This is a genomic window from Streptomyces sp. NPDC059080 (genome assembly GCF_042739975.1).
GTDB classification, from domain to species: Bacteria; Actinomycetota; Actinomycetes; order Streptomycetales; family Streptomycetaceae; genus Streptomyces; species Streptomyces benahoarensis.
Map to the genome: position 1 here is coordinate 68,152 of NZ_JBHYGX010000019.1, position 14,723 is coordinate 82,874.

Below are 14,723 nucleotides of genomic sequence, written 5' to 3' on the forward strand. Positions count from 1 at the left end.
GGACGCGGAGGGGGCGTTCCGCCCGGCGGTGGCCCGGATGCCGGTCAGTAGTGCTCCATCGCCGCGTCCAGTGCCGTGTGGAGCGCGGCGGCCCAGGACTTGAGGCTCTCCGACGCCTCGGGCAGGCCCAGCAGGTCGGGGGTCTCCGGCTCGGGTGTCTTCGGGCGCGGGCCGTGGGTGCCGAGGACGTAGCCCGGCAGGTCGAGGTGGAGCAGGAGCGGTGCGCCCGCCCCGCCGTCCCACTGAACCAACTCATCAAGTCTCACCGCCTGTTCGGGACTGAGGTGCGGTTTCACGTAACGATCGAGGAACTGCTCGCGGCTCATCCGCTCGCCGCCCACCAGGACGTCGTCGCCCGCGGACGTCAGGTGCACGGTCTGCCGGCCGTCGTCCGCCGTCGTCTTCTGGGCCGTCAGCAGCGCGTCCAACATCGCCTTCTGCTGCGCGCCGTCGGCTTCGCCGTAAGGGTGTGCGGGCAGGTACCAGCCGGAGTCCACCCGGATCGCGCCTGGCTGCACCCCGCCGATGCCGCGCAGCACCGCCTCGGGGCCGAACCGCAGTTGCAGCGCGTCGTGCAGGGTGAAGGTCTCCTCGAAGACGTTCCTGTCGGAGATCTTCGGCAGCCCGAACGCGTCGAACGTGCTGTACGTGGCCACCTTCACCACCACGTCCACGGAGGTCGGCGTGTGCCGCTGCCAGTGCACGGTGCGGTCGACGGAGTTCTTCTGCAGCGCGACCTGGCCGCCGGAGTCGTGCTCCAGCGTCTGCGTCACCGACGAGGACGCGGAGAACCCCTGCTTGGCGCCCGCGAAGCTGCCGGCGGTGGAGCCGCCCAGCTTCGTGCCGAGGTTGTCGGTGTGCGCGTCGATGTCGTTCTGCAGGTCGTAGTCGGCCCGCTCGCCGGTGCCCTGGTGCCAGCCCTGCGACAGGCCCAGGTTGCCGGGGACGAAACCGACGGTGACCTGGGCGTGGGTGTGCGTGGCGACCCCGCCCTCCGCGGTGATGCGCACCGGGAACGTCGCGGTCCGCGTCGTCGGGGTGCCCAGGCCGGTGCGCACCATGTGGCGGGCCAGCTCCCGGGCGCCGATCAGCTGCTTGAGCTGCACATGGCCGCCGTGCCGGGGATCGGCGAAGACCTTGGGGGCTCCGGGGTGCCTGGCCAGCTGCGTCATCAGATCGGTGAACAGCGTGTGCCCGGCCCGCTCGTCCATGTCCACCAGCACGTCGTGGTTCAGGAACTCCTGGGACGTGATGGGGGCCAGCGGGGTGGGCGTGCCGGTCACGGGGACCGGCAGTTCGGACCGGGGGACGAGGACCTCCTCCCGGACCGGGACGGTGATTTCGTGCGGGGCGTTCCGGTCGGGCGAGAACCAGGTGGCGGCCTTGTCGATGCCCGCCTCGACAAGGTGGGCCTTGCCGAGCAGCAAGGCGTCGACCAGCTGCGAGGCGTGCGAGGAGCTCTCCACCGTCAGCGTCAGCGTCGCGTCGGTCTCGTAGACGAACAGGTCCTCCGCGTTGGTCGTGTACGCGTCGTGCCGGCGGACCATGACGCTGCTGTTGTTCGCGACGCCGTTCCCGGTGGAGCGGGTCCAGGACCCCGACAGCGAGGCGCCGCCCCCGGCGCCGCTGCCTCCGGCGCCGAGCGTGACGCCCTTGCTGTGCTTCGTGGAGGCGCTGAACTGGTCCTCGACACGGGTGTTGGACTGGATGTAGCGGGAGAGGACGCCGTGCGCCGACTTCCCGGTGAAGCGGGCCGCCGTCGCGTTCCGGTCCATCCGGAGGTGGACGTCGACGTAGGTGTGGTGGCCGACGCCGTCGGTGCGCAGCCGCAGGGTCAGTCCGGTGTCCCGCAGCAGGCTGGACAGGCCGCGCAGCGAGGCGCCGTCGAGAATGCTGTCGGCCATGGACTTCATGGCCCCGGCCGGTGCGTTGAGGGTGTTCAGCGGGCCGAGGACCTGCGGCGCCGCCCGCGACAGCAGCGTGACGAGCTGACCGAGCACCTGTTGCGAGAGCGTCCGGTCCGGCACGGGCGGCTGCTCGTTCGGCACCTGCGTCCGGTCGCGGGGGCCGTCGCCGTGGGTCTCCTGCCGCTGCTCCTCGTGGTTCTCCCGCGGCGGCTCGTTCTGCTCGTGCGGGCCGTTGGCGGTGGTGTGGGGGGCGCCGGGCACCGGCGTGAGCCCGGTGGTCATCGACAGGATCGGCAGCTGTTCCAGCGTCGGCGGCACCTCGGCGTCCTCCGCCGTCCGTTCGGCCAGCACCGGGCGCTGGAACGTCGCGCCGCCCGGCACGTGCAGGGTGGTGCTGAGCCCGTCCGCCTTCCAGGTGCCCAGCATGTTGTTCTTGGTGACGGCGATGTTCAGCCGCCAGACGACGTCCATGGCGTGGTGCTCGTGCGGGACGTCGACCGAGAAGAACTCGCCGGGGTGGGTGTCGTCGATCTCGATGGTGGTGCGGGCCTTGGAACGGCTCCACGTCTCCGAGTAGCCGACCGATCCGCTGCCACCGTTGTCGCCCTGTTTCCCCGCGTACTCCATGCTCCCGCCCGATGTCCAGGCGTTCCCGCCGGAGATCTGCGCCTTCTGGGTGTGCCGGAGCATGTACTCGGTGAGGCTGAACGACGACAGCTCCTGCGTCTCCGCGCTGAGCGGCCGCTTGTTGCCGGTGATCGCCTCCGCCATCAGATACACATGGGCGTCCGCGAACTGCTGCCCCACCACGAACCGGCCCGGCAGCGCCTTCGCATCACTGCTCAGCGCGCCCTTGAGCTGGTCGGTGGTGATCATGTGCTGGAGGTACGAGGCGACATACGGCGGTACGTGCAGCTCGGCCAGCAGCTCCGCCGCGGCCTCCCGCAGCGCACGGGCGTGCCGGACGTGGTCGATCCGGTCGCCCGACTCCAGCCGCTCCTGCCTGAAGCCGTCGGGCAGCACGAGGTCGGAGAAGGTCATCGACTTGCCGTTCCAGGTCGGCTTCGGCGCCCGCTGCGCGACCGGCGGCGGACCGTCGCCGGCCGCACCGTCGGAGTGCTGGACGACCGACAGGTCGGAGAGCGACTTCGGCACCAGGTACTGCACCGCGCCGGTCGGGTGGGTGACGTGTGGCGTGGACGTCTCGGACGCCGTGCCGGTGATCTTCTCGGCGTGCACCGACACGTGGTAGCGCGCCGGGTAGTGGTCGTGCCACATCGTGCCGGAGGCGTTCGTCCCGTGGTGGGAGAACGCGTACGTCGTGATGCCGTTGGTCAGCGAGACGTCACGGGAGCGCCCGAAGTTCAGCCCGGGCGGTGTGAAGGTCATCCCGCCGCCGCCCGCGGACATCGAGAAGCCGAGCGAGAGGGACTGGCCGTTGCCGACGGAGTCGGTCGTGGACAGCCAGTTCCAGTGGGTGGGCCAGCTCTGGACAGTGGCGTCGTCGACCGGCAGCCGCCACGGGCCGTCGGTGCCGCCGTCCTGGCGGTGTTCGCCCCGCACCTCGAAGTGGAGCAGCAGCTGGGTGCCGTTGTCGCCGCGCGGCCCGAGGAACGTCAGATGCAGCCCGTCGCCGAACACCTCCTTGGTCTTGCGGGACAGCTCGTTCACATGGAACCGGATCTCCAGGAAGCGGTTGAGCTGGTCGAGGTGGCGGGTGCGGTGCTCGGGCGTCAGATGGGAGAAGTCGACGTTCCGCTCCGCCACGACGGCCTGTTTCCGGAAGTGGTCCACGAGGTGCGACAGTCCGGAGACCCCGAACCCCTCGTACATCCCGAACTTCGGCGGGCTCGGCGGCGGCGTCGTCAGTTCCAGGGGCGGGTGCGCCGGCCGGCCCATGGCGTGCGCCAGCCGGTACTCGAAGTGGTCCGTCAGATGCTCCGGGACGTGCACGACCAGCCGCACCGGCACGGAGTGCGGCGGCATCGCCGGCGCGCCCGCCTCGGTGAGCGTCGCCTCCATCGTGAGGTGCACCTCGTACGGGACGCTCTTCCCGTTGAAGCGGACGGTGTCCAGCATGCCGCCGGTGTTGCCCTCGGTCAGTGACGAGGAGTTGTTGCTGCTCAGCGCGAAGGAGAACGGGAACGACAGCGACGGGTCGTTGTCGGAGAGCTTCGGCCCGACGGTGAGATCCACGCCGAAGCTCTTGCCACCGCCCTGGGACGTGGTGTGGAACAGCGAGTCCCACGCACGGACGTTGTTCGCCAGCCCGGCGTCGAACGCGTCGCCGGTCCGCTTGACGGACAGGATCTCCGCCCGGACGTCCGAGACGTAGTGGTGCCCGTCGCTGTGGACGGACGGCAGCCGGGTGGTGCTGAGCATCCGGGAGAAATGGGCGACGGTGCCCATCTCGCCGAACCAGTGGTGCAGGAACTCGCGCGCCCGCGATCCCGGGCCCATGTGCGGGTACGGGCCGGCCAGCAGCGACGCGAGCTGTTCCTGTCCGCTGCTCTCCCGGACCAGGAAGAATGTGTCCTGGAGCGCGCGGGCGACGCGGCGGCGCTCGTCCGGGGTGCGCGGGGTGACTTCCCAGTCGTGGCTGGTGTGGTTGGCCTCGTGGCCGGTCAGCTCGTGCGGGAAGGCCACCTCGACCGGCACCGGCCGGTGGACCGGTGCCTGGTGCTGCACGGCCTTGGGGACGCCGTGCAGCTCCGCCTTCAGGGTGGCGTGCGGGAAGGCGAAGTGTTCCTGGTCGCCGCTGAACACGAACTCCGGGCGGTCGTAGGAGTTGTGGAGGAAGCTCTGCCCGGCGGAGGCGCTGGACGAGCCGCCGAGGTTGAAGGCGAGGCTCAGCACCGCGTGCTCGGCGGCCGGCTTGAACGATGTGGTGCTGGTCAGCGAGCGCGCGTTGGAGGTGGTGTGGGTGCCGCCGTACTGCCGGTTGAGGGTCGCCTCGCGGTGCCCCCGGATCTTCGCGCCGAACGGCAGCTTCCGGGTGGCCTGGTGATCGGGCAGATGGGTCGCTCCGTTCCGGGACAGCCCGTCGAGCCGGACCTTCAGCCGGTACTTCGACTGCCGGTCGTCGTGCAGATCGAGCGTGAGCCCGTCCTTCGACAGCAACTGCCGTACGAGGAGGGGGCCTTCGGGTCCGGAGACCTTCTGCCACACCTCGGCGGCCACCTTGTTGACCAGGGCGTTCTTGTGGCCGGGCGCCAGCGTCGTCCCGGTCTGGTCGACGGCGGACCGCACCAGCGCGGTGAGCGAGGCGGGACGCGGCCCGGGGACGCCGATGGGGATGTCCCCGATCCGCACGACGGACCCGAACTGCCCGAGCGGGTGGTGCCCGCCGTCGCCGAAGCCTTGGGGGACCTGGGGCTGGTGGACGAGGGGGAGCGGCTGGGAGGGGGCGGGGTCCGGGTTGTCTTCCGGGTTGTCTTCCGGGGTTTCGTGCGGGGGCTCGGTAGGGTGGTTGTCGCGGTTGTCGTGCGGGGGCTCGGTGTGGGTGTGGTCCCGGTTCTCGTTCGGGTTCTCGTTCGGGTTGTTGTCCTGGTTGTCGTGCGGGGGCTCGTTCCCGCCGTCGTCCTGGTTCTCGTTCCGGTGGTGGTGCGACTCATCGGGCGTCGGCCGGGTGGAGGTGTCGATGGCGAGCCGGCGGGTGGCGCCGGGGGCGTCCGGCCCGTCCCAGTGCATCAGGCGGTGCAGGTCCGCGTTCTGCTCGGGGGTGAGCTGCGGGCGGACGTACCGGTCGAGGAAGTCCGCTTCGCTCAGGCGCTGGTCGCGGACGAGGACGGTGCCGTCGCCGCCCGAGGTGACATGCCAGGTGGTGCGGCCCTCGGTGAGGTCCGACTCCTGGGCGGTGCGCAGCGCGTCGAGCATGGTGGCGGTCTGCTGCTCGTCCCCGGCGTGGTGCGGGGCGAGGTACCAGCCCGAGTCGACCTTGACCGCAGCCTCGGTGACGCCGCCCACCTCGCGGACCACCGCCTCCGGCGAGTACCGCAGTTGCAGCATGTCGTCGAGTGCGAAGCTGCCCTGGTAGACGTCGTTGCGGGTGACGTTGCCGAGGTCGAAGTGGTCGACGGAGCTGTCCGCGGCCACATGCACATCGACCTTGAGCTTCGTGGGGCTGTGGCGCAGCCAGTGCACGGTGCGGTCGATCGACTCGGTGGGCATCGAGGTGAACGCGCCGCTGTCATGCGACTCGGTACGGCCCTGCTTGAACTTCCCCGCGAGGTTCTGCGTCATCTTGCCGGTGGCCGCGGCGAAGTTGGCGGTGGCGCTGCCGCCGACGCTGCGGTCCTTGCCGACCGCGTGGGACTGGGTGTGGTACTGGTACTGGTAGTCGGAGCGCTCGGAGGTGCCCTTGACCCAGCCCTCCGGCGAGCCGAATGCGAGCTGGGTGAAGGTGAGCCGCAGCTTTCCATAGGTGAGCGTCGCGACACCGGCCTCGGTGGTCAGCCGCGCGCCGAAGGTGCTGTCGTCCTCGGTGGCCTTGCCGAGGCCCGAGCGGTGCAGATGCCAGGCCAGCTCGCGGGAGTTGAGGAGCTGGCGGAGCTGCTCGCGGCCGGCCTGCCCCTTCTCCGCGAACTTCTTCGGGGCGCCGTCGTGCTCGCTCAGTTCCTTCATCAGTCCGTCGAAGAGCTTCCGCGAGGACGACTCGTTCATGTCCACCAGCACGCCGTGGTTGCGGAACTCGTCCTTGCCGATCGGCTTCGGAGTCTGCTGCGGGGGCAGCGTCTGCGTCTGCGTGTCCGTAGGTGTCTGCTGCGGGGACGGCGTCTCCGTGTGCAGGCCCTGGTGTGCGGCCTGGTTCCCGGTCTGCTCTTCGACCTGCTTGAGCTGCTCCGGGGAGAGTTCGGAGCGGGCGACGACCACTTCCTCCCGTACGGGGACGGAGAGGGTGTGCGTGCCGTCCTCGTGCTGGGTGACGTACTGCCACAGCGTTTCGGCGCCGCCCTTGATCGTGGCGGCCTGGCCGAGGAGCAGGGCGTTGACCAGCTGGGACGCATGGCTGACGCTCTCGACGGTAAGGTCGATCGTGCTGTCGACCTCGTAGACGTACAGCTCCTCCTCGGCGGTCGAGTACGCGTCGTGGCGGCGGATCATGATCGCGTCGCTGCCGGAGAGTGTGGTGCTCCGGCCGAAGCCGAGGGAGAGGGACGGCGAGGCGCCGTTGCTGCCCTTGCCACCGGAGGCGCCGCCGCCGAACGATCCGGAGTGTTTGACGGTGTGGGAGCGCGCCTCCTCGACGCGGATATGGGACTGCGTGTACCGGGAGAGCACGCCCTTGGAGATCTTGCCGGTGAAGTGCGCGCCGCCGGAGCCCCGGGTCAGCTGGGTGACGATGTTGGTGTACGTGTGGTGGCCGAAGCCGTCCGTCCGCATGCGGACGTGGAGGCCCGTGCCGCGCAGCAGGCTGCTGGTGCTCTGCAGGGTGCGGGCGTCGAAGATGCTGTCGCCCCCGGCCTCCGTCACGGTGCCCGGTTTGTTGTACCCGTGGTTCTTCCCCAGCGCGTCCGGTGCGTGCTGCTGAAGAAGCTTCTCCACCGTCTTCAGGATCGAGGACGACACCGGGGGCGTCGAGCCGCCGGGGTTGCCGTTCCCGTCCTGCCCCGTCGCCGTCGGATCGGTGTTCCGGGGGGACAGGTCCAGAGTCATCGCCGTCAGCGGCAGCTTCGCCAGATGCTCGGGGACCTTCGCCTCCGCCGCCGTCACCTTGGTGTACTCGGGGCGCAGATACGACACACCGCCCTCGACGTGGACATCCTTGACCAGCACCTGCGGCGTCCCCCATGTACCGAGCAGGTTGGTGTCGCGCTGGACGACGCTCAGTCGCCAGATGACGTCCGCCTCGTGCTGGCGGTGCGGCAGCGTCTGGTCGACGAACTGACCGGGGTGGATGCTGGTCACCTTGACGGTGGCCTTGCCGTCCGACACGGCCTTGCCGCCGGACGCGTCCCCCGAACCGCCGCCGGATTCATCACCGTTCTCCTTGGAGCCGCTGAGCGAGCCGCCCAGCCCGTGGGAGTGGGTGATCACCGTCTTGTCGGTGCTGGTGAAGCGGCTCATGGCCTCGTCCAGCGTGAAGTTCGACAGCTCCTGCGTCTGCTCGAAGCTCTTGTCGTCGACGGTGATGGCCTCGACGACGAACTGCACGTTGTTGTCGGTGAACGTCTTCTCCCGGACCAGCCGCCCGGCCGACGCCTGCGCGTCGCGGTTCAGGATGCCCTTGAGCTGGTCGGGGGTGAGCAGCTTCTCGACGTAGGGGACGGCGTCCTGCCGGGGGATGCCCGCCTGCTCGAAGAGCTTCGCCGCCTCGCGCTGGAGGTCCAGGGCGCCGTGCACATGGTCGATGCGGTCCTGGCTTTCGATCCGGTTCTCGGTCATGTCGGCCGGCGTCGTCAGCGGCGGGTAGCTCTTGTTCCTGCCGATGGCATCCGGCTCGACATCCACGACGGTGACCTGGTGCTTCGTCTGCTCGGTGGCGGAGTGCTCCTCGACCGGCAGCGACTTCGGGACCAGGTAGTCGGCGCGGCCGTTGACGGTCTTCGTCAGCACCGGCTTCTGCTGCTCGTTCAGCACCTTCGTACCGGAGACGTGCTCGGCCTCCACGGTCATCTCGAAGACCACCGGGTACGAGTCGTGCCACATCTCACCGGAGGCGTTGGCGCCCATGTGGGAGAAGCCGTACGTGGTGATGCCGTCGGACTCGGAGTGGTCGCGGCCCCGGGAGAAGAACGCGTCGGCCGGGGTCAGCGTGAACTCGTCGGTGATGTTCCCGGAGAGGGCGCCGCCGACGGTGAACGACTGGCTGGTGGTCTGGCCCTGGGAATCCTGGAGCCACGACCAGTTCGTCGGCCACTTCTGCACGGTGCCGTTCGCGACCGGCAGCCGCCAGGCGTGCGCCTCCTCGCCCGGCCGCGCCGGCCGGGCGGAGACGCCGAAGTGCAGCAGCAGCTGACCGTTGTCGCCCTTCGGGCTGCGGAACGTCCGCCGGACACCGCCGTTCAGCACGTCGGACGCCATATGGGACAGCTGGTCGGCGTGGAAGTGCGTCGTCAGGAACTCGTTCAGGGCGTGCCGGTGCTCCTTCTCCCGGGCGGTGTTCTTGTGCCGGAACTCCGTGCGCGTCTCGACGCGGCGCGCGTCGTGCAGGAAGGTCTTCGGCAGGTCGGCGAGCCCCTGGAGCCCGAAGACGCTGAAGAACCCGCGGGTCGGGGGCTGCTCCGGCGGCGTGAGCCGTTCCTCGGAACCGTTCCGGTGGTCCGTGTGGTCTTCCCGCGGGACCTCGGTGATCTCGTCGGGGTTCTCCTGGGGGCGCTCTTCGGGCCGCTCGTCGGTGGAGTGCCTGTCGTCGTCGTGCTGCGAGGTGGTGTCCTCGGTGCCGGACGTCTCGTGGGGGGTGTCCGGGCTCTGCGTGAGGTGGCCGCCGTCCTTCAGGGCCACGTCCGCGAGCTGCTGCTCGAAGTGGTCGGTGAGGTGCTCGGGGACGCGGATGATCACGGTCACGTCCCGGGTGCTGGAGAAGTCCGCGCTCCCCACCGGGTTGAGGCCCGCCTCGACACGCAGCTTCAGCTCGTACGGCACGCTGGGCCCGTTGAAGCGGGTGGTGTTGGACGTACCGCCGGTGTATCCCTCGGTCAGTGACGCCGAGTTGCTGGTACCGAGGCTGAAGCCGACCGGGAAGGACAGCATCGGCAGCGCCTCGGGGCCGATGACGACGGTTGCGTCGAGGGACTTGCCGCCGCCCTTGGAGGCGGTGTGGAACACCGAGTTCCAGTCGCGGGTGTTGCCGGCCAGGCCCACCTGCGTCGCGTCACCGACCCGGCGGATGGAGGTGACCCCGGCGCGTGTCTCGGCGGCGTAGTGGGTTCCCTTGTGGACGGTGGAGGGCAGCATCGTGGAGCTGAGCATCCGGTGGACGCTCCACAGCATGCCGTGTTCGCTGAACCAGTTGTCCAGCATCCGCCGCGGCGCCGAGTCCGGGCCCATCGACGCGTACGGCTTGGTCAGGCCGGAGACGAACGACGACTGGCCGTGGCTCTCCTGGGCGATGAAGAACGTGCCCTGCAGCGCCTGCGCGAGCTTCTGCCGCGCCGTGGGCGAGGTGCCGCTCTGTACTTCCCAGGGGTGTGCGGTGTGGTTGGCCTTCGGATCGGTCAGCTCGGTCGGGAAGGTCACCTCCAGGGTGTCCTTCGCGCTGCCCGTCCAGTGCCGGCCGCCGCCGTCGCGGCGGATGTCGACGGAGAGTGTGGCGCCCTCGAAGCCGAAGTGTTCCCGCGTCCCTGTGAGGTTCAGTTCCGGGCGGACGTAGGTGTTGGTGAGGTTGCTGTGCCCCTTCGACGAACTGGAGGAGCCGGTCAGCGTCACCTTGGGCTTCACGCCCACGTCGTTCACGGGCGAGGCATGCGAGGTGGTGGCCGACAGGCTGCGGCTGTTGCTCACCGTCGAGCTGTCGCTGACGTTGTAGTTGACCGCTGCTTCCCGCTGCCCCTTGTCACTCTCGCCGAACAGCAGCTGCCCGGTCGCCTTGGTGTCCTTGGCCGCACCGGTGGCCGAGGAGGAGCCGGGTGCGGGGGAGGAAGCCGGCTTCGGCGTCGGTGCGTTGAGGTGCTGCGCCGCGTTGCGGTGCACGTCGCTGAGCTTGAGCGTGACGGTGTACGAGTTCCCGAACCGGCCCACGGGGACGCGCAGCTTCAGCCCGTCCTCGTCGAACAGCTTCCGGGCCAGGTACTGCCCGTTGTCGCCCGACAGGTCCTTCCACAGCTGAGCGGAGAGCTTGTCCGCCAGCCGGTCGCGGTTGGCGGGCTTCAGCCGGCCGCCGTGCAGGCCCCCGCGCTGCCCGTGAACGTTGTCGAGGGCCGACCGAACCAGCGTGTGGAGCCCGGCGGGACGCTCCCCGCCCGCGCCGAAGGCGGTGTCCCCGAACCGCTGAAGCCGCCCGAACTGGCCCAGGCCGTACCGCCCGTCCTTCCCGAAGCCCTGTGGCACCTCGACCTGCTTGGGCGGGGTTTCCTGCGGGGGAGGCTGATGGGTGCCGTCGTTCCGGTCATCGTTCTGGCCGTCGTGCTGAGGGTTGTGCTGGCTGTCGTTCTGGTCGTCGTGCTGGTTGTTGTCCTGACCGTTGTCGTTCGGCTGCTCCTGCGGCTCCTGCGGGTTCGGCTTCTCCCGCTGGTGGGGCGTGTCCTGCTGCTCGGTCTTGTCCTGTGACGGGTCGGGCCGGGGCTCGGTGGTGGTGTCGTGCGGGATGTCGGACATGGTCTTGGCCATGGCCTGGTAGTGCGAGCCGCCGCCGTCGAAGTGCACGTACAGCGGGCTGCCCTCCCCGGTGGACAACGGCAGCGTGCCCCGGTCCAGGGACTTGAGCGTGACATTGACGCCGAGGGACTCACCGAGAAGCCGCGCGAAGTCGTCGGCGAACGGCGAGTTCCAGAGCCCGTCGCCGTTCTGGGCTGCCTTGACCATCAGCCCCTTGGTTCCCAGTTCCCGTGCTTCCGCCGGGGACCTGACGATGTCCGCCAACCCCGTGAACCTGCTGTGCCGCAGCAGGTCCTGCCACGCCTCCTGCCGCTTCTTGGCGTCCTCGCCGGACAGGCGCTGACGGATGTCTCTTTCGAGGGGGGCGTCAAAGGGCGTCGCCGGATTCGCGAACACCTCGGCCACCACGAGCTGGACGGGGTCGTCGACGTAGTGCGGCCCCAGCTCCGAGGTGTCGGCGTTCTCGATGTGCCGGGCCAGATGGTCCCGCAGGCCCTGCACGTCCAGCCCCCGGATCTCGGGCAGCTTGTTCTGGTGATAGGCGCTCACCAGCACTGCGGTGAACAGGCAGTCACCGTCGCCCGGGACGCTCAGCACGTCGTATGTGTCACCGTTCACGAGGTGCTCGCCGACGACGCTGCGCTGCTGGGTGACGAACTCCGGCGGCGTCACCGGCGCCGGTGCGCGATCCCGCTCGGTGAGCGTGGTCAGATCGCCCCACTTGCTGCCGGACGGTTCCGGAGCCGGTTGTTTCTGCTGCTCGGGCTGCTGCTCGGGCTGCTGCTCGGGCTTCGGCGTCTGCTGCTTCTGCTCCGGCTCCTGCTTCTCTTCCTGCTTGTCTTCCTGTTTCTGTTCGTGTTCCTGCTGCTGTTCCTGCTGCTGTTCCTGTGGCGGCCGGTGCTCGTCGGTGATCTTCTCGGACGAGGCCGGAGTGGACTGCGGCTGCTGCTTCTGGGTGCCGTCGGACTGGTTCTCGGGGGTGGCGGTGGAGCGGTCGGTGGACGCGGTGTCATTGGAGTGCGAGGACGTGGCGATCTTCTGCGGCTCGCCGCCCGCGTTCCCGGACGTGTCGTCGTTCGACGTGTTCGTGACCGTATCCGGCTGCCGCTGCTCGTGCTCCATGTGCGTCGCCTGCTGCGTGGCGCCCGTGTGCTGGTCCGTGACCGGCGGGGTGGCGCCGTCCTTCGTGGCCTCCGACTTCGGCGATGTCTGCGAGGTGCTCGCCTGCGCGGTGTGTGTCTGCGAAGCGTTCGGGTGCGTGGACTGCTGAGGGCCGGTCAGGGCGTTGGCCTGGACGGCTGCCGTGTTCCGCAGGTCGTCGTCCGTCGGCGTGGGGCGCGTGTCATGCGTCGTGTTCGAGGTGGCCGCGTTGTTGTGGTCGCCCTGGTTGCCCTCGGTGACGCTGTCCGTATCCGTCACGGACTCGTTGTCCGTGACCGACTCGTCGTCCGTGACGGAGGCGGCGTCCTCGTCATGCCCGGACGTCGGGGGCCGCTGGTTGCCGTCATCGCCGCCGCTGCCGCCGCTGCTGCTGTTCGCGGTGTTCTGCTGGGACGAGGAGTGCGCGGAGCCCGTCGTGGAGGTGTCGGTCGAGCCGCCGCCGGAGTTCTGGTTCGAGGTGGTGGTCTGCTGCCCGCCCGTGGGAGTGGTGTCCGTCGACGCGTTCTGCCGGCCGTCGCTGGACGTGGCCGGAGGCACGGACGCGTTCGGCTCGTTGGACGAGGGCAGGCTCCGGTCGCCGTCGACGGTGGTGGAGATCGGGCCCGGTGTGTTCTTGACGGCCTGCGTCAGGGCGGAGACGCCGGCGTGGCCGCCGGAGGTTCCGACGTGGGTGGCCGCCTGGCCCGCCGCGGCCGAGGCGCCGGACACCGGCGTGACGCTGAAGCTCTTTTCTTCGGAGAAGAGCAGGTTGTAGAAGCCCTCGGACAGATACGCCTGACCGGTCACCGCGCCGGTCGCGCCGGCGAAGTGGCTGGCCTTGCCGGCGACATGGTCGTGTTGGTGACGGATCGCCTTGAGGGTGGTGTCGGAGAGGTTCGTCAGCGTCTTGTGCACGGCCGGTTCGAGCCGCTGGCCGCCGCCGTTGCCGAGGACTTCCTTCAGCGCCGGCTTGCTCTCGTTGCCCCAGTTCTTGGCGAAGGTGTTCCCGTACTGCTTGCCGAGGTCGCGGGCGGCCTGTTCGCCCAGCGTGTCCTTGAACGTGTGGCTGAAGAGAGCGCCGAAGTCGTCGCTGATCTTCTTCGTCGCCGTGTCGCCGATCCCCTTGCCCGCGCCGGAGCCGCCGAGGGGGCGGAGCAGATCGTCGGCGTTCTTGGTGATGATGTCCTGGATGCCGTGCGACAGGCTCTTGGAGGTGGTGTCCGACACCGTGTTGGTGGCCACCGACAGGTCGTTGGCGATCTGCTTGGCGACGTTCTTGGCCACCGGCGAGGCGAAGACGGTGGACAGCTTCTGGCCGAACTTCCCGCCCAGCAGCGACAGCGGGCCCTCCAGCAGACCGTCGAGCAGTCCGCCGAGCGCCGCGTCCTTGGTCAGGCTCGCGTCCCAGGAGCCACGGTGGCCCTTGGCCATCTGGATGCGCTGCGCGAGCCCGTCCAGCGCGGTGCCGATGCCCTCGTTGAGGATGACGTGCATCGCGAGGTGGTCGAGGAGGGAGCGGAGCAGGCGCTGCAGGAAGGTCGAGGTCTTGACCTTGATCTCGGGGATTTCCTCGAACTGGAGCATGGCGATGGCGACGATGATCTCGATCAGCATCTCGGTGATCTGGAGGATCGCCATGATCTTCATGTACTCGATGTTGACCGAGGACGACTTGGCCATCTTCTCCAGGTTGCCGGTGAGTTCCTGACCGGCCCGGATGTAGTTGCGATCCCCCGTGGTGAACTCCGAGAGCGACTTCGCGTAGGCGTCGGCGGTGTCTCCCGTGATGCTGTTGCGGACCGAGTTGACGGCGCGGACCGTCTGCTCGGGCATCTCCTCCAGCTTCTGGCGGATCTTCCCGTAGCCGTCGCCCATCGCGTACAGCTTGTCCTCGTCCGCGTGGGTGAAGTCCTGCCCCGTCAGCGCGATGAACCAGCCCCGGCCCTCCTCGGAAATCTTGAGGCTCACCGGGTCATCCGCTGCTTCAGGTGGTGGGTGGCGTCGACGTTGGCGGCCTCGGCGTCGGTGAAGGACTTCTGGGTGCCGAAGGTGTCCTCGGCCGCCTGCTGGAAGGCGACGGCGAGGTTCCCCAGGAGTTCATGGCAGGCGTCGACCGCGGGCAGGAAGGTCTTCCGCAGCTGGTCGGCCGTCTCGTCGCCGGAGCCGCACGCCTCGTTCACCATGAGGGAGACCGTCTGCGTCTGCTTGGAGATCTCCCTGACGATGGCGGACAGGTCGTCCGTCTGGGACGCACCCTGGCCTATCCCGCTCAGATCGGCAGCCAGATTCTCGGCCACGGCCGTCTCCCTTCGTCCCCATCACATCCGCCACACACCGGCGGCCCGGATGGTGCCGCCGTGCCGCCGTGCCGCACGGCATCCCGTACGGCACGGCGTTTCACCTCCCGCGGGATGGCCCGCG

At 69.4% G+C, this 14,723-nt stretch carries 2 protein-coding genes; both read right to left on the bottom strand.

From position 1 onward, the window contains the following. Positions 1 to 44: 44 nt before the first annotated feature. Positions 45 to 14,270 carry a hypothetical protein gene (locus ACFWWQ_RS17165; protein WP_384596860.1) on the bottom strand — a complete coding sequence of 4,742 codons (14,226 nt, stop codon included), beginning with the start codon at positions 14,268 to 14,270 and terminating at the stop codon, positions 45 to 47. Then, a complete protein-coding gene (locus ACFWWQ_RS17170; RefSeq protein ID WP_384596863.1) occupies positions 14,267 to 14,599 on the bottom strand; it encodes a hypothetical protein in 333 nt (110 codons plus the stop codon). The genes ACFWWQ_RS17165 and ACFWWQ_RS17170 overlap by 4 nt, the downstream gene beginning before the upstream one ends. Positions 14,600 to 14,723 lie beyond the last annotated feature (124 nt).